The organism is Cryobacterium sp. Hh11 (assembly GCF_004404045.1).
GTDB classification, from domain to species: domain Bacteria; phylum Actinomycetota; class Actinomycetes; order Actinomycetales; family Microbacteriaceae; genus Cryobacterium; species Cryobacterium levicorallinum.
Window position 1 is genome coordinate 54,967 of record NZ_SOHF01000031.1, and the last position, 14,863, is coordinate 69,829.

Genomic DNA, 14,863 nt, shown 5'->3' on the forward strand with positions numbered 1-14,863 from the left:
TCAAATTCTAGAAGAGTCCGGCGTGCGCTTTCGCCTCAAGGTACCGGTCGACGACCAAATCGACCAGCGGAGCGGGGGCTGGTTCGCCCGGCACCAGCAGTGGAGCGGTGACCGACTCGGCACCGGCGCTCTGGGCGCGGGTCAGGTCGAAGAAAAATCCCGGTGCCATCAAGTAGGTACTCACGGTGACGCTGTCGCTGCGGAGGCGGGCCTCGGTGACGGCGCACGCCAGTCGGGGCGAGGCGGCGGACAAAAAACCGACCGTGACGCGCACGCCGAGGCGCTGCGCCAGCATCTCGCCGATTCGGCGGCAGTCCTCGACCGCGCGTGTGTCGCTGGAACCGGCAGCGGCGAGGACGACCTCGCGGCCGGGCTGGGCGGTGAATCCGGCGGCGGCGAGCCGGTGCTCGAGCACATCGATGAGGCGATCATCGGGGCCGAGGGCCCGGGAGACGGTGGTCACGCGGCCGGGCACGCGGGACTCGCGTTTCAGATCGACGTGCACGTGGTAGCCGGCGGATAGCAGCAGGGGTACCACCACTGCGGCGCGTTTCGGGCGCAGCGCGCCGAGGCTGGCCGCGACATCCGGCTGTTGCACGTCAACGAAACCGCCGGTCACGCCCAGATCGGGGCGCGCGAGCGCAACGGCATCGACGAGGGCGGCGATGGCGGCCTGCCCGTCAGCAGAACTCGTGCCGTGCGAGATGGCGACGAGCGCGGCGGGTAGCGCCGTCTGGGGCGCGGCATCCGCTTGATTGCTGCGGGGTCGACCGGCTCGCACCTGATCGGTGCGAGTCTGTGGGGTACGAGCCGGAATGGTTCGCACCTGGTCGGTTCTGAGTCGTTCGCCGAGCAAGGTCATGCGGCACTGAGGAGTTCAGGGGCGTGCCGTTCAGTCTCGACGGCGACCTCGATGAAACCGCCGACCACGCGGGTTTCGTAGGTGTTCAGCACCAGCGTCGGGTTGGTGAAGCATTCTCCGGTGCCGAGGTCATAGACCTCTTTGTGCAGCGGGGAGGCGATGGTGGGGCGGTCGCCCTTGGAGCCGACGATGCCGCGGGCCATGACGTGGGCCTCGGTGTGCGGGTCGCGGTGGTCGACGGCGTAGATCTCGGTGGGCGAGAGCAGAAACAGGGCGATCTGGTTTTCGCGGATGAGGGCCGCTTCGCCCCAGCTGGGTTCCAGATCGGCCACGGCGCAGGCGCGCTCCCAGACCAGGGTGGGGCGGGTCAGTGCAGCGGTAGGGCGGGACTCGGCGGTTGTCATAGTCATGGTGCGCTCCCTGGGTTGTCGCGTTTGTGCGTTGGTCCCACGGTAGGCGGGCCATATTTCGACCAGACGCCCCCTATGTTTCCTCGCCGTGAAACTCGCCTCACAGCGGGGGTGCGCCGCTGTGGGGCTTTCGACCAGCACGGGACACACGAGCGACACGAGGGGGAAACTGCCCCGAACTACGCTCACAATTGCCCCGCTTCGAAAGGATGCTGATGCCAGCTTCGAATGAAACCGCTTCCGCGTATTCTGCCCCAGACCCTGCAACAACCGCTGGGACTGCGACACACGCCGTCACATCGACGAGCAAAGCGGATGCCGCCATTCCCGCTGCCGAGACGCCGCGCCGGGTCATCGTGATCGGCGGCGGACCCGCTGCCCACCGCCTCACCGACGCCCTGCACTCCCGCGACACCGAGCACACCCTGTCGATCGTCGTGCTGGCCGAGGAGAACCACCGCCCCTACGACCGGGTCGCCCTGAGCCAGCGGCTCGCCGGAATGATCGACCTCACCCTGGAACCCACCGCGCCGTGGGACAGCGAACGGATCGCCCTGCGCATCAACGAACGCGCCACCCGCATCGACCGGGTCCACCAGACCGTCACGACGTCCACCGGAGCCGTGCTCGAGTATGACGACCTCGTGCTCGCCACCGGGTCAAGCGCGCCCGTTCCGGAGATGCCCGGTCGCGATCACATTCGGGTGTACCGCACCGTCGACGACGTTGACGCCCTCGTCGACGAACTCGCCGCCCTCACGGCCGCACTCGGCCGCACCCCCAAGGTCGTCGTGGCCGGCGGCGGATTGCTCGGCCTCGAAGCGGCGGGCGGACTGCACAAGCTCGGCGCCGAATCCGCCATCGTGCACTCCGGCGGCTGGCTGATGTCGGCCCAGCTAGACGAGGGCGGCGGACAGGCCCTCGGCCGGCTCATCGTGGCCCAGGGCATCGAGCTGCACCTCGGCACCCGGGCCCGCACCATTCTCACGAACGATGACAACACCGCCGTGACCGGCCTGCAACTCGGCAACGGCCGTACGATCGCCGCCGATATGGTCGTCTACGCGATCGGCATCTCCCCGCGCGACGAGCTCGCCCGGGACGCCGGACTCGCCGTCGGCACCCGCGGCGGCGTCACGATCGGCAACGACTGCCGCACGAGCGATGCGAATATCTGGGCCATCGGCGAGGTTGCCAGCTGGAACGACCGCTGCGTCGGCCTCGTCGCCCCGGCGAACGCCATGGCCGAGGTCGTGGCCGACCGGCTGCTCGGTGGCAGCGCCGAGTTCACAACCGTCGACGATGCCACCAAGCTCAAGCTCTCCGGCGTCGACGTCGCGAGTTTCGGCGACGCGCTTGCCACCACGGCGGGGTCGCTCGAAATCGTCTACGCCGACCCGGCCCGCGGCCTGTACCAAAAGCTCGTCATGACCGACGACGCCAAGACCCTGCTCGGCGGCATCTTCGTCGGCGACGCCACGCCCTACTCGGCCCTGCGCCCCATGGTCGGCCGCGAGCTCAGCAGCGAACCTGCCGCCTACCTCTCGGCCGCCGGCGCCGAGGCTCCGGCCGGTGACGAACTGCCCGACGACGCGCTGGTCTGTTCCTGCAACATGGTCTCGGCCGGAACGGTGCGGAGCGCCGTGCGCGGCGACGATGTGAACGATGAACACCAAACCCAAGCCTGCACCGAACTCGGCGCGCTCAAGGTGTGCACCCGAGCCGGCACCCAGTGCGGGTCGTGCGTGCCGCTGGTCAAGAAGATCCTCGAGGCCGAGCTGACGGCATCCGGTCAAACCGTGTCGCACGCGCTGTGCGAACACTTCGAGTTGAGCCGGCAGGAACTGTTCGAATCGGTGCGGGTGCTCGGCCTCACATCAAGCGATGAGATCTTCTCCCGTTTTGGAACCGGCCGCGGCTGCGATGTCTGCAAGCCCGCCGTCGGCTCGATTCTGGCCAGTCAGAACACCGCCTACATTTTGGATTCCGGCCGCGGCACCCTGCAGGACACCAACGACCGCGCCATGGCCAATATGCAAAAGGACGGCACCTACTCCGTCGTTCCGCGCATTCCGGGCGGCGAGATCACTCCGACCAAACTCGCCGTGATCGCGCAGGTCGCTCTCGATTTCGACCTCTACACCAAGATCACCGGCGGCCAGCGAATCGACCTGTTCGGTGCCCGGCTGGAGCAGCTGCCGGACATCTGGCGAATCCTGGTGGACGCTGGCTTCGAGTCGGGGCAGGCCTACGGCAAGGCGCTGCGCAACGTGAAATCGTGCGTCGGGTCAACCTGGTGCCGATTCGGAGTACAGGATGCCGTCGGCCTCGCGATCCGCCTTGAACTGCGTTACCGTGGGCTGCGCGCGCCGCACAAGTTCAAGTTCGGGGTCTCGGGCTGCGCCCGCGAGTGTGCAGAGGCCCGCGCCAAGGATGTCGGCATCATCGCGAGCGACAACGGCTGGAACATGTATGTCGGCGGCAATGGCGGCTTTCAGCCTGCCCACGGGCAGCTGCTCGCGACCGACCTCGACGAAGAAACCCTGATCAAGTACATCGACCGCTACATGATGTATTACATTCGCACGGCCGATCGGATGCAGCGCACCGCCCGTTGGATGGAAGACCTCGAGGGAGGCCTGGAGCACGTGCGCGACGTCGTCATCAACGACTCGCTTGGCCTGGCCGAGGAACTCGAACAGGCCATGCTCGCCCACGTCGACAACTATGAGGACGAGTGGGCGGCGACGCTCGCTGATCCGGAGCGGTTACGCCGGTTCCGTTCCTTCGTGAACGCGCCGACCGAACCCGACCCGAGCATCGCGCTCGTTACGGAGCGTGACCAAATCCGACCGGCGACCCCGGCCGAGCGAGCCTCGTCGGGTACTGTTCTCCTAAGTGGAAGCCGCATTCCTGTACGAAAAGAGTAAGCAAATGACAGCCCAGAATTCCCGAACGGCTGGGTCAGTCAACACCGGATCAGTCACACTCGTGGGCGGGGGCCCCGGCGCCGCCGGACTGCTGACCGTCGCAGCAATGACGGCCATCGCTCAAGCGGATGTCGTGTTGTTCGACCGCCTCGCCCCAAACGAAGAACTCACCCTGCTCGCGCCCCACGCGGTCCTCATCGACGTCGGCAAGCGCGCCGGCAGCCATCCGGTCTCGCAGACCGGCATCGAAGAACTCATTGTCGAACATGCCCTGGCCGGCAAGCGCGTGGTGCGGCTCAAGGGAGGCGACCCCTATGTCTTCGGGCGCGGCAGCGAAGAAGTTCTGGCTTGCCACCGCAACGGCATTCCAGTGACCGTGATTTCCGGCGTCACCAGTGCGATCGCGGTGCCGGCGGCGGCGGGAATCCCGCTCACCCACCGCGGCATCAGCCACGCGTTCACCGTGATCAGCGGCCACGCGCCGCTCACCGACAACGAGCTCGAGGGTCTCACTCTGCTCGGCAGCACCATTGTCGTGCTGATGGGAGTCGGCACGTTGCCGACCCTGAGCCAGGGCCTGCTCCGCCACGGCATGCCAGCTGGCATGCCGGTGGCGATTATCGAGCGCGGCTTCAGTGCCACCCAGCGCACGACCGTGAGCACGCTCGCGACGGTGCTGGCCGATGCGGCCGCGGCCAACGTACGCAGCCCCGCCGTGCTGGTCGTCGGCGAGGTCGTACGCCTCGCGTTCAGCGGTGACGCGGCCGCGAACGACCTCGTAGCCCGCGCCGCCGAATTTTCGGTGACCGACTGATGGCGGCGACGAACGACGGGGCCGAGGCTGCTTCGGGAGGCGAGCCGGCGGCATCCGCTTCACAGCTTCCGGCACCGGACCGGCAGGCGCACCACGTACGCCTGCCGGGAGCGACCGATCCGATTGAGGTCGCTGCCCCGTTTCTGCAGCCAAACCAGCTCGAGGGATTTCGCATCGGAGTGACCAGTGATCGCCGCTCGAGCGACCTGATCGACGCCTTCGAACGACGCGGCGCGCGGGTCGTGCACGCACCGACGCTGCGCATCGCCCACTCGCAGCAGGATGGCCCGCTGCTCGACGATACCCGCACCATGATCGCCGCGCGGCCCGATCTACTGCTCGCGACGACCGGCTACGGCGTACGGCGCTGGTTCGAGGTGGCCGAGGCCGACGGAATCGGCTCCGAACTGACCGATGCGCTCGCCGACACCACGATTCTGGTGCGAGGGCCCAAGGCCCGCGGCGGCATTCGCGCAACCGGGCTCAATGACTCTGGAATGAGCGATTCGGAGACGACCGCCTCGCTCGTTGACAAGGTTTTGGCCGAGTATCCGCCGGGGCTGACCATCGGCATTCAGGTGCACGGGGCCACCGATGAGGTGCAACTCGACCGGCTGCGCGCCGTGCATCAGCGTGTGCTCGTCGTGGCGCCGTACCGCTGGATTGCCATGGACGACAGCGACGCGCGCGTCTACAAGCTTGTCGAGGCCATCTGCTCCCGTCAGCTGGACTGCGTCACCTTCACGAGCGCCCCGGCCGTGCACGCCCTGTTCACCGCGGCAGAGGGAATGGATGTCTACCCCGAGCTGATTGCAGCATTACAGACTCAGGTCTGCGCGGCCGCCGTCGGACCGGTGACCAGTGCGCCGCTGATTGCCGCGGGGATCGCGCCGATTCAACCGACCCGGTTTCGCATGGGCGCGCTGATTCGCCTGGTTTGCGAACACCTGGAACAGAACATGGTCGAGCGCATCGAAACCCAGAACGGACTCGTGCAGTTGCGTGGTTCGATCGTGCAGATCGGCGAGGAACGCGTGCAGCTTCCCCCGACGGCACTCGCCATTCTGCGCGCCCTCGTGCGGGCGCGCGGAGCGGTCGTCTCCCGCGAAGACCTCGCGCTGGCCGGCTACTCCGACGATCACGCCATGGAGGTATCGCTCAGCCGCCTGCGGCAGACGCTCGCCGTGCCCGGGCTGGTTGCGACCGTGGTCAAGCGAGGCTACCGGCTCAACGTGTAAGTCGGGCGGTACCACTCGTGACCGGCGCCTCGCCCTGCGCGGCAACTGCGCCAGTACGCGGGAGCTGCGCCTCCCGCGCAGCGACGCAAGTCCCGCGCGCCGTGAATGGAGTGCGTTACGGGCGGTCGGTCTCGAGAGCGGATGCCGCGGCATCCGTTTCAGAGAGCGGTTCGGCCACGGCGTCGGCTACAGCATCGGCCGGGTCCTCGGGCAGCTCTTCGAGCAGTCCGGGCGGCGGGGTGATGGTGACGATGCCGGCCTTCACATCGACGCTCGGCACGATGGCCTTCACGAAGGGGATCATGACGTCGCCGGTGGGCGTCTTCACGATCAGCAGATCTTGCGCGGGCATGTGCTCGAGGCGACCGATGGTGCCGATGCGCACACCGTCACGCATGACGGCGAGCCCGACGAGCTGGTGGTCGTACCAGGCGTCTTCTTCATCCGACTGCTCGGCCACGTCCGCGTCGATCCAGAGGATCGCCTTGGCGAGCGTTTCTGCCGTGGAGCGGTCGGGAACATCCTTAAAAAAACCGACCGCGTGCTGGTTGTACCAGCGCAGCTCGACGAGTTCAATCGTCTTGCCGTGCCAGGCCGACCCGGTCGGAACCTGCAGGGTGAACACGGCGCCCGGGACGAAACGTCGTCCCGGGTCATCCGTGAACAGTTCGAGCTTGATTGCTCCCTTGAGGCCGTGAGCCTTAGTCAGGCGCCCCACCCGTAATTGCTGGGTGCGGTCCTTCTCGCTATCGTTCACCGTCGTGTCGTTCACTGAACTAGAAATCGGTGTCGACGACGTCGACGCGTACGCGTCGACCATCAGCCAGAGCCGCAACGAGGGTGCGCAGAGCCTTGGCTGTGCGACCGGCACGACCAATGACCCGGCCGAGATCCTCGGGGTTCACACGAACCTCGAGTACCTCGCCTCGGGGCGAGTTCTTTTCTGCAACGTGCACATCATCGGGGTGATCAACGATCCCCTTGACGAGGTGTTCGAGCGCGGGAGCAAGCAACAGTTACGCCTCTTCGGTTGCTTCGGCAGCAACCTCGGGGGCCTTGGCGACCGGCTTCTCGGCCTTGGGCTTGAGAACCGGCTTCTTCTTCTCGTCAGCGACGAAAGCGACCTTCGGTTCCTTCACCTTGACGGTGTTCTTAGCGTTCTTGTCGCCCTTGAAGATGCCCCAGTCGCCCGTGAGCTTGAGGAGTGCAGCAACCTGCTCGGTCGGCTGAGCGCCGACGCTCAGCCAGTACTGCGCACGCTCGGACTTGACCTCGATGACCGAGGGCTCCTCCGTGGGGTGGTAGATGCCGATTTCTTCGATGACACGACCGTCGCGCTTGGTGCGCGCGTCGGCGACGACAATGCGGTAGTACGGTGCACGGATCTTACCCATGCGCTTCAGACGGATTTTGACAGCCACAATTCTCCAGTGTTAATTCGTTGTTTGGCGAACCTTGGGCCGTGAGCGTGGGGGCACACTCGGCATAAGCTCTATAGGATCACGTTGCACCGAGATAGAGGGTCGGGCACAACGGATCGCGACTAATCATTCTGTCAGAGATTGCGGGCATTGTGATAATCGAACCTCAACGACTTTTACCGGCCCACCCAAGGAGCCCCCCGTGCCACTGGAATTCGCCCGATCCGCCCGATCCACCGTGGGCATCGAGTGGGAGGTCGCCCTCGTCGACCGCTCGACCGGCGATTTGGTCAATATCGCCGACGAAGTGCTCGACGCCCTGCGCGGCCCCGACGGCTCGGCCCACCCAACGATCACCGGCGAGCTGCTGCTCAATACGGTCGAGCTGGTTTCGGGCGTGCACACCACCGTAGGCGGTGCGGTAGCGGATGTCGCCGGCCAGCTCGGCGAGGTGCGCCGCGTGCTTTCGGGACGCGAGGTCGACCTGATCTGCAGCGGATCGCATCCGTTTGCGCAATGGTTCGACCAGACCGTCACCGACAAAGCCCGCTATCACAAGCTCATCGACCGCACCCAGTGGTGGGGCCGCAATATGATGATCTGGGGAATCCACGTGCACGTCGGCATCGAGGACAAGGCCAAGGTCATTCCGATCATGAACGGCCTGCTCACCTACGTGCCACACCTGCAGGCGCTGAGCGCGTCGAGCCCGTTCTGGGCCGGCGTCGACACCGGCTATGCCAGCAACCGTTCGCTCATGTTCCAGCAGCTGCCGACCGCCGGGCTGCCCTGGGACCTGCCCGATTGGGAAGCCTGGGAGCGCTACGTCGACGACATGGCCGTGACCGGCATCATCGAGGACGTCACCGAGGTGCGCTGGGATATTCGCCCGTCGCCGCGCTGGGGCACGATCGAGATTCGAGTCTGCGACGGCGTCTCGACGGCCGTGGAGCTCGGCGCGATCGCCGCGTTCATCCAGTGCCTGGTCGAGTGGATGTCCACCCGCCTCGACGCGGGGGAAGACGTTCCGCGCATGCAGCCGTGGTTCGTGCGCGAGAACAAGTGGCGGGCCGCCCGCTATGGGCTGGGCGCCGAGATCATCCTCGATGCTGCGGGCACCGAGTGTCTGGTAACGGAGGATGTGCGTCGCCTCATCGAGACCCTCTCCCCCGTCGCCGAGCGGCTCGGCTGCCTGCCCGAGCTGCTCGGACTGCACCGCATCATCGATGAGGGCGGCAGCTACCAGCGGCAGCTCGCCGTCGCGGCCGCGCATGACGGCAGCCTGCCGGCGGTGGTGGCGGCGCTCAGCCACGAGCTCGCGGAGGGGCTCGGGAGCTAACGCGTTGGCTGCACGCGCGCCCAAGCCGTGCGGTCGCCACGCCCCGGTTCGCTGCACGGGCACCCCTTCGTGGCTCGCGCGCGGCGCACACCAGCAGCGCGAGCAGCACGGGGCACACCAGCCGCGCAAGCAGCGCGGGGCAGCGCCAGCAGCGCGGGGCAGCGCCAGCAGCATCCGCTCGGGTCAGGCGTTCTTGCTGTCGCGCCAGGCCAGCCAGTCGGTGGCCTGGCCGAGGTCGTAGTCGGGGCCGGAGATTCCTACGGTGAACAGGCGCGTGCCGAGGTCGTAGAGCGCATCGGCGTCGTCCACCGTGCGGCCGCGCAGCTCGGTGGAGATCTCGATCTCACTCAGGTCGCGGCCGACCTCGTCGCACCAGGCGCCGAGCACGCCGAGCTTGTGCTCGAGCACCTCGGGGTTGGAGAACGAGTGCCAGATATCGGCGTGCTGGGCGACGATGCGCAGGGTCTTCTTCTCGCCGCCACCGCCGATGAGCACCGGGATGTCGCGGGTGGGCGGCGGGTTGAGCTTGGCCCAGCGGGCCTCGATGCGGCCCAGGCTGGCATCGAGGGCGTTCAGCCGGGTGCCGGGAGTGCCGAACTCGTAGCCGTATTCCTGGTAGTCGCGCTCGAACCAGCCGGCACCGGTGCCGAAGATGAAGCGTCCGCCGCTGATGTGGTCGATCGTGCGGGCCATGTCGGCCTGCAGGTCGGCGTTGCGGTAGCTGTTGCAGTTGACCAGGGCGCCGAACTGAATGGTCGTGGTCTGCTCGGCCCAGGCGGCGAGGATGGTCCACGACTCGAAGTGCAGACCATCAGGCTCGCCCGTGAGCGGAAAGAAGTGGTCCCAGTTGAAGGCGATGTCGGCGCCTCGTGCCTCGACCTCGGTGAGGGTGTCGCGAATCTTGGAGTACTGGGCGTGCTGCGGGGCGATCTGCACACCGATGCGCACGTTGTGGTTCGTCGTCGTAGTCATGCGTCCAGCCTAGGACTGCCCACGGTTCGTGCCCCGGCGCCCAGGCCCCCAGCGCCGACCGAAGGCCACTGCACGCGCACAATTCCTGCAATTTCTTCGGCGAGCACCGCGGATCCCAGTGATTTGCCGGGACCGGGCTTCTGGCGCTCCCGATTTGCAGGAGTTGCGCGGTCCACGGGCTCAGCGAGCAGATTGGGCCTACGTTCTGCGACCGGGCCCGGGCCCGGAAACTGGGCCCATGATCCATCAAGGGCCCGCTTCCGTAAGGTGGGCCCGGCCCGCTAAAGGCTTTCCCCAAACGGATGCTACCGGCCGAGCATTTTCTGCAGCGCGGCCATTTCCTCTTCGGTGGGGCCGCCGGCCTTGCCCTTGCCCGGCTGGGCGCCGGAGCCGAGGCCGAAACCGGAGCCGGCGGCATCCGCTTTGGAAGACTCACCGGCAGGCTTGATGCCCGAGGCAATCGCAGCGTTCTCGGCAGCGCGCTTGGCTGGGTTGCCCGACTTGGAGCCCTTCTTCTTGGCCACCTGCTTGGGCTTGCCGCCGTAGCCGGCACCGGGAATGGGGCCCATGCCGGGGATATTGGGCATGCCACCCTTGGCGACCGTCTTCATCATCTTGGCGGCCTGTTCGAAGCGCTGCACAAGCTGGTTCACCTCGGTGACGGTCATGCCCGAACCCTTCGCGATGCGCATGCGGCGCGATCCGTTGAGCAGTTTCGGGGTGGTGCGTTCAAGCTTGGTCATCGACTGGATGATGGCCTCGGTGCGCACGATCTCGCGCTCGTCGAAGTTCTCGAGCTGCGCCTTCATGGCGCCGGCGCCGGGCAGCATGCTCATCATCTTCTTGATCGAACCCATGTTGCGCAGCTGCTGCATCTGGCCGAGGAAGTCGTCGAGGGTGAAGGAGTCGGTCGCGAACTTCTCGGCGACCTTGCGGGCCTCGTCCTCATCGAACGCACCCTGCGCCTGCTCGATCAGGGTGAGGATGTCACCGAGGTCGAGGATGCGACCGGCCATGCGGTCCGGGTGGAACGGCTCGAAGTCGTCGAGTCCTTCACCGGTCGAGGCGAACATGATCGGGCGTCCGGTGAGCGAAGCGACCGACAGGGCGGCGCCACCGCGGGCGTCACCGTCGAGCTTGGTGAGCACGACGCCGGTGAAGTCGACGCCATCCTGGAAGGCCTTCGCCGTGGCGACGGCATCCTGGCCGATCATGGCGTCGATGACGAAGAGCACCTCGTCTGGATCGATCGCCTTGCGAATATTGGCGGCCTGCTTCATGAGCTCAGCGTCGACGCCCAGACGTCCGGCGGTGTCCACGATGACGACGTCGTGAACCTTCTGCAGGGCGTACTTCACGCCGTCGCGGGCGACCTTGACCGGGTCGCCGACACCGTTTCCGGGCTCGGGCGCGTAGACGGCGACACCGGCCTGTTTAGCGACGACCTCGAGCTGGGTCACCGCGTTGGGGCGCTGCAGGTCGGCGGCGACGAGCAGCGGGGTGTGGCCGTCTTTGGCGAGCCACTTCGCGAGCTTGCCGGCGAGGGTGGTCTTACCGGCACCCTGCAGGCCCGCGAGCATGATGATGGTCGGCGGCTTCTTGGCGAATTCCAGCCGGCGCTGCTGGCCGCCGAGAATCGTAATGAGCTCGTCGTTGACGATCTGCACAACCTGCTGGGCCGGGTTCAGCGCCTTGCTGACCTCGTCGCCGAGGGCGCGCTCGCGCACCTTGCCGGTGAAATCCTTGACGACCTCGAGGGCGACGTCGGCGTCGAGCAGGGCGCGACGGATCTCACGAACGGTGCCGTCGACATCCGCTGCGCTGAGCTTGCCCTTGGTGCGGAGGTTTTTGAACGTCTCGGCAAGACGATCTGAGAGGTTTCCAAAAGTTGCCATGATGCGTTTAGTTTAACCGGTGGCCGCTGCTACTTCGAAACGGATGCTGAGGCGCGGTTCCGTCAAATTCGGGCGAGCGTCAGTTCTGCGCCGCCACACTCGGTGCAATCAGCCGCTCGACCGCACGAACGACGTTGGCTCGGCGAACCGCGATTGCAGTCACGTCCGGAGGGCCGCCGTGCGCGAGCGCCGCCCCGGGCTCGTGCACCCAGGCCGAGGCGATGCCGAAGATGAGTGTCATGAGCTGCACCGGTTGCCAGGAAGCATCGACCCGACCGGCTGTCTGTGCCAAGCGGATGCGCCGCACCTGTTCGTCCCGATAGCCCAGCATGACCTCGAGGGCCGGCAGCCAGGTACCATCGGTCTCGAGGCGGGCCCAGTCGATCATGCGCAGGTGGTCGCCGTGCTCGACGGCGTGGTCGAACAGCGCCCCGGCGAAGGCCGGCACATCGTTGTCGGTGAGCACGGCGCCGCTTGCGAACTCGCGCAGGTTGAGCTCCAACACCTCGAGAAATAGCTGCTGCTTGTCGGAGTAGTAGGCGTAGAGGCGTTCCTTGCTCGCCGCGGCGCTCTTGGCGATGCGGTCGATGCGGGCCCCGGCTAGTCCGTAGGCGGCGAATTCGGTGCGCGCCGCCTCGAGAATGCGGGTCTGGGGGTCTGCTCCGTCGCGTGCCATGTTTTCACTCTAGTTCATAAAAACGAACTAGTTCGTTCGGTTTGCACGATAGAGTCACTGTTATGCCCGGTATCAGTACAAACCAGTCCAGTTCTGCCCCGCCCGCGTCGGCGGCCACCGCGCCCCGCCCACGAAAGTGGTTACTGCTGGCCATCGTGGCGCTCGCCCAGCTCACCGTCGTACTCGACGGAACCATCGTGAACATCGCGCTTCCCCAGGCCCAGACCGCGCTCGGCATGAGCGACGGCGAGCGCACTTGGGTCGTCACGCTGTACTCGCTTGTCTTCGGCGCGCTGCTGCTGCTCGGCGGGCGTATTGCCGACTTCTGGGGCCGCAAACGCTCCTTCATCGTGGGCATGGCCGGGTTCGCCATTGCCTCGGCCCTCGGCGGCGCCGCCCAGAGCACCTGGGAGCTACTCGCCGCCCGCGGCCTGCAGGGCCTGTTCGCCGCGTTGCTCGCTCCGGCCTCGCTCGCGCTGCTCACCGTCAACTTTCCCGGCGGCAAGGACCGCATCAAAGCCTTCGCCGTCTACGGCGCGATCGCCGGCGGCGGCGCGGCGGTCGGCCTCATCCTCGGCGGCGTGCTCACCGAGTACGCGAGCTGGCGGTGGTGCCTCTACGTGAACGTGCCGATCGCCATCGTGGCGATTGCGGCCGCCATCCCGGTGATTCGGGAGAGCAAGGCGCAAGGAAACACCCGATATGACGTGCCGGGGACTATTCTCGTGGCACTCGGCCTCGGATCCCTGGTATTCGGCTTCGCGCAGGCCGAGAATGGCTGGGCCAGCTGGCCCGTGCTCGTCTGCCTCCCACTCGGACTGGTGTTGCTCGTGCTGTTCGTGCTGGTGGAAAAGCGGTCGAATCATCCGCTGCTGCCGGTGCGCATTATGGCCAACAAGGTACGCGGCGGAGCTTTCCTCACGGCGCTGCTGTCGGGCGCTGGACTGCTCGGAGGGCTCCTCTTTCTCACCCTGTACTTTCAGATCGTGCTGGGCTACACCCCGATTCAGTCCGGGCTGGCTTCCCTGCCGATGACCGCGACGATCATGATCGGTGCCGGCGTGCTGTCAAAGTTTCTGGCGCGTACCGGCGTGCAGATTCCGATGACCGTCGGACCGATCGTCGGCGCGGCGGGGCTGCTCTGGATGACTCAGATCACGGTGAGCGGCAACTATGCGCTCGAGGTGCTGCCGGGGCTCATCCTGCTCGGGCTCGGACTCGCCATGATCTTCGTGCCGCTGCAGAACGTGGCGCTGTCGGGAATCGCCGAGCATGATGCCGGTGCGGCGAGCGCTGCCGTCACCGCGATGCAGCAGATCGGTGGATCGCTCGGAACCGCCCTGTTCACCGCGCTCTACACCGCTGCGGTGAGCTCATACCTGATCGGTAAGGTTCCCACCGAAGCCGTTCAGTTGGGCGCTCTCGTGAGCGGATACCAGTCCGCCTTCCTGTGGGCGGCCATCATTATCTTCGCGGCGGGGCCCATCGCCTTCTTCCTGGTGCGCCCGCGCAAGGAAGACCTGCTCGGCGCGGGGCAGGCCGCACACCTCGGGCAGCCCGGTTCGGGGCTGCCAGCGCTCACCCGGGCCCACCTTAAGGAACCGGGCCCACGATAGATCATGGGCCCGGTTTCCTGGCCCGGGCCCGGAAAGAGGAGGCACGGCACCGGGTGCGGACCGCCCTCACGCGCCTGCCCGGAGTGCACCTCGGGCAGGCGGATTCAGGATGGCCGGGCCCACCTTAAGGAAGCGGGCCCACGATAGATCATGGGCCCGGTTTCCGGGCCCGGGCCCGGTCGAAGTTAGCTGTCCAGGGCTACCTGGACAGTGTCGCCGTGCACGTCGATTGTCACGACGAGCAGGCCGTCGGTGTCGTCGGGGCTGATGGCGTATTCGAGCACCGCGAAGTGCGCTTCGCTGCCGGCGCGGTGCGGGTGAAAGCCGATGCGCTGCAGGCGCAGCGAACGCAGGAAGTCAATCTGCTGGTCACCGGAATCCCAGATGATGGCGTTTTCGATCGCTTCCTGGTCCATTTCGTCGAGCTGCTCGGCGATGTATTGGCTGGTCACGGAGACCTCGGCCGACAGATCGGCGACGAGGGATTCCCTCACCTGGGAGTCGAGGTCCTCCATCGACCCGATCATGGCCGCGGCGATATCGAGCGCTTCGGCGGTGACCGAATCTTCGTCGGGCGAGCTGAGGTCGATCTCGACGCTCTGGTCTCCGAGCTCAGCCGATTCCGACCAGTACACCTCGCCCTCGTCTTCGTCGCCGAGAATTCCGAAGAAATCGTGTTCGATGCTCATA

General features: G+C 66.6%; 14 protein-coding genes. 5 read left to right on the forward strand and 9 right to left on the reverse strand.

Annotated features, from left to right (window positions below; all coding sequences use genetic code 11):
- Positions 1–7 precede the first annotated feature (7 nt).
- Together E3T46_RS14615 and nirD are read right to left on the reverse strand one after the other, a co-directional pair.
- On the reverse strand, positions 8–862 hold the full coding sequence (locus E3T46_RS14615) for a CbiX/SirB N-terminal domain-containing protein (protein ID WP_134579105.1): 855 nt from the start codon (positions 860–862) through the stop codon (positions 8–10).
- The gene (gene nirD, locus E3T46_RS14620; RefSeq protein ID WP_134442636.1) at positions 859–1,266 is read right to left on the reverse strand and encodes a nitrite reductase small subunit NirD; all 408 of its coding nucleotides are present in this window, start codon (positions 1,264–1,266) and stop codon (positions 859–861) included. The genes E3T46_RS14615 and nirD overlap by 4 nt, the downstream gene beginning before the upstream one ends.
- A gap of 221 nt (positions 1,267–1,487) precedes the next feature.
- On the opposite strand from nirD, the gene nirB reads away from it, so the two are divergent.
- From nirB to E3T46_RS14635, 3 genes are read left to right on the forward strand one after another with little or no spacing between them, the layout of a single operon-like run.
- Positions 1,488–4,202, forward strand: a complete 2,715-nt coding sequence (gene nirB / locus E3T46_RS14625; RefSeq protein WP_134579106.1) for a nitrite reductase large subunit NirB — start codon at positions 1,488–1,490, stop codon at positions 4,200–4,202.
- A 4-nt stretch (positions 4,203–4,206) separates the two neighbouring features.
- The gene (cobA, locus tag E3T46_RS14630) at positions 4,207–5,016 is read left to right on the forward strand and encodes a uroporphyrinogen-III C-methyltransferase (RefSeq protein ID WP_134579107.1); all 810 of its coding nucleotides are present in this window, start codon (positions 4,207–4,209) and stop codon (positions 5,014–5,016) included.
- The gene (locus E3T46_RS14635) at positions 5,016–6,254 is read left to right on the forward strand and encodes a uroporphyrinogen-III synthase (RefSeq protein WP_134579108.1); all 1,239 of its coding nucleotides are present in this window, start codon (positions 5,016–5,018) and stop codon (positions 6,252–6,254) included. Before cobA ends, E3T46_RS14635 begins: the two co-directional genes overlap by 1 nt.
- A 115-nt stretch (positions 6,255–6,369) precedes the next feature.
- Here E3T46_RS14635 and rimM read toward each other — a convergent pair whose 3' ends face one another.
- From rimM to rpsP, 3 genes are read right to left on the reverse strand one after another with little or no spacing between them, the layout of a single operon-like run.
- Complete coding sequence (rimM, locus tag E3T46_RS14640; RefSeq protein WP_241978762.1) at positions 6,370–7,026, reverse strand: ribosome maturation factor RimM; 657 nt, start codon at positions 7,024–7,026, stop codon at positions 6,370–6,372.
- A gap of 4 nt (positions 7,027–7,030) precedes the next feature.
- A complete protein-coding gene (locus E3T46_RS14645; protein WP_035879344.1) occupies positions 7,031–7,267 on the reverse strand; it encodes an RNA-binding protein in 237 nt (78 codons plus the stop codon).
- Positions 7,268–7,270: 3 nt separating this feature from the next.
- Positions 7,271–7,675, reverse strand: a complete 405-nt coding sequence (gene rpsP / locus E3T46_RS14650; protein ID WP_134442443.1) for a 30S ribosomal protein S16 — start codon at positions 7,673–7,675, stop codon at positions 7,271–7,273.
- Between the two features lie 202 nt (positions 7,676–7,877).
- On the opposite strand from rpsP, the gene E3T46_RS14655 reads away from it, so the two are divergent.
- Positions 7,878–9,014: a glutamate--cysteine ligase gene (locus tag E3T46_RS14655; RefSeq protein WP_134579109.1), complete on the forward strand. Its 1,137-nt coding sequence runs from the start codon at positions 7,878–7,880 to the stop codon at positions 9,012–9,014.
- 183 nt (positions 9,015–9,197) lie between these two features.
- Here E3T46_RS14655 and E3T46_RS14660 read toward each other — a convergent pair whose 3' ends face one another.
- The 3 genes from E3T46_RS14660 to E3T46_RS14670 form a co-directional block, all read right to left on the reverse strand.
- On the reverse strand, positions 9,198–9,986 hold the full coding sequence (locus E3T46_RS14660) for an LLM class F420-dependent oxidoreductase (RefSeq protein ID WP_134579110.1): 789 nt from the start codon (positions 9,984–9,986) through the stop codon (positions 9,198–9,200).
- A gap of 305 nt (positions 9,987–10,291) precedes the next feature.
- On the reverse strand, positions 10,292–11,881 hold the full coding sequence (gene ffh, locus E3T46_RS14665; protein ID WP_134579111.1) for a signal recognition particle protein: 1,590 nt from the start codon (positions 11,879–11,881) through the stop codon (positions 10,292–10,294).
- Positions 11,882–11,960: 79 nt separating this feature from the next.
- Positions 11,961–12,557, reverse strand: a complete 597-nt coding sequence (locus E3T46_RS14670) for a TetR family transcriptional regulator (RefSeq protein WP_134579112.1) — start codon at positions 12,555–12,557, stop codon at positions 11,961–11,963.
- A gap of 62 nt (positions 12,558–12,619) precedes the next feature.
- On the opposite strand from E3T46_RS14670, the gene E3T46_RS14675 reads away from it, so the two are divergent.
- The gene (locus E3T46_RS14675; RefSeq protein ID WP_134579113.1) at positions 12,620–14,173 is read left to right on the forward strand and encodes an MFS transporter; all 1,554 of its coding nucleotides are present in this window, start codon (positions 12,620–12,622) and stop codon (positions 14,171–14,173) included.
- 185 nt (positions 14,174–14,358) lie between these two features.
- Here E3T46_RS14675 and E3T46_RS14680 read toward each other — a convergent pair whose 3' ends face one another.
- Positions 14,359–14,862 carry a DUF2004 domain-containing protein gene (locus tag E3T46_RS14680; protein ID WP_134442455.1) on the reverse strand — a complete coding sequence of 168 codons (504 nt, stop codon included), beginning with the start codon at positions 14,860–14,862 and terminating at the stop codon, positions 14,359–14,361.
- Position 14,863 lies beyond the last annotated feature (1 nt).

Excerpts from the sequence above, each read along its gene's own strand:
- E3T46_RS14615 (WP_134579105.1), bottom strand. The coding sequence starts at position 862 with ATGACCTTGCTCGGCGAACGACTCAGAACCGACCAGGTGCGAACCATT.
- nirD (WP_134442636.1), bottom strand. The coding sequence starts at position 1,266 with ATGACAACCGCCGAGTCCCGCCCTACCGCTGCACTGACCCGCCCCACC.
- nirB (WP_134579106.1), top strand. The coding sequence starts at position 1,488 with ATGCCAGCTTCGAATGAAACCGCTTCCGCGTATTCTGCCCCAGACCCT.
- cobA (WP_134579107.1), top strand. The coding sequence starts at position 4,207 with ATGACAGCCCAGAATTCCCGAACGGCTGGGTCAGTCAACACCGGATCA.
- E3T46_RS14635 (WP_134579108.1), top strand. The coding sequence starts at position 5,016 with ATGGCGGCGACGAACGACGGGGCCGAGGCTGCTTCGGGAGGCGAGCCG.
- E3T46_RS14660 (WP_134579110.1), bottom strand. The coding sequence starts at position 9,986 with ATGACTACGACGACGAACCACAACGTGCGCATCGGTGTGCAGATCGCC.
- ffh (WP_134579111.1), bottom strand. The coding sequence starts at position 11,881 with ATGGCAACTTTTGGAAACCTCTCAGATCGTCTTGCCGAGACGTTCAAA.
- E3T46_RS14670 (WP_134579112.1), bottom strand. The coding sequence starts at position 12,557 with ATGGCACGCGACGGAGCAGACCCCCAGACCCGCATTCTCGAGGCGGCG.
- E3T46_RS14675 (WP_134579113.1), top strand. The coding sequence starts at position 12,620 with ATGCCCGGTATCAGTACAAACCAGTCCAGTTCTGCCCCGCCCGCGTCG.
- E3T46_RS14680 (WP_134442455.1), bottom strand. The coding sequence starts at position 14,862 with ATGAGCATCGAACACGATTTCTTCGGAATTCTCGGCGACGAAGACGAG.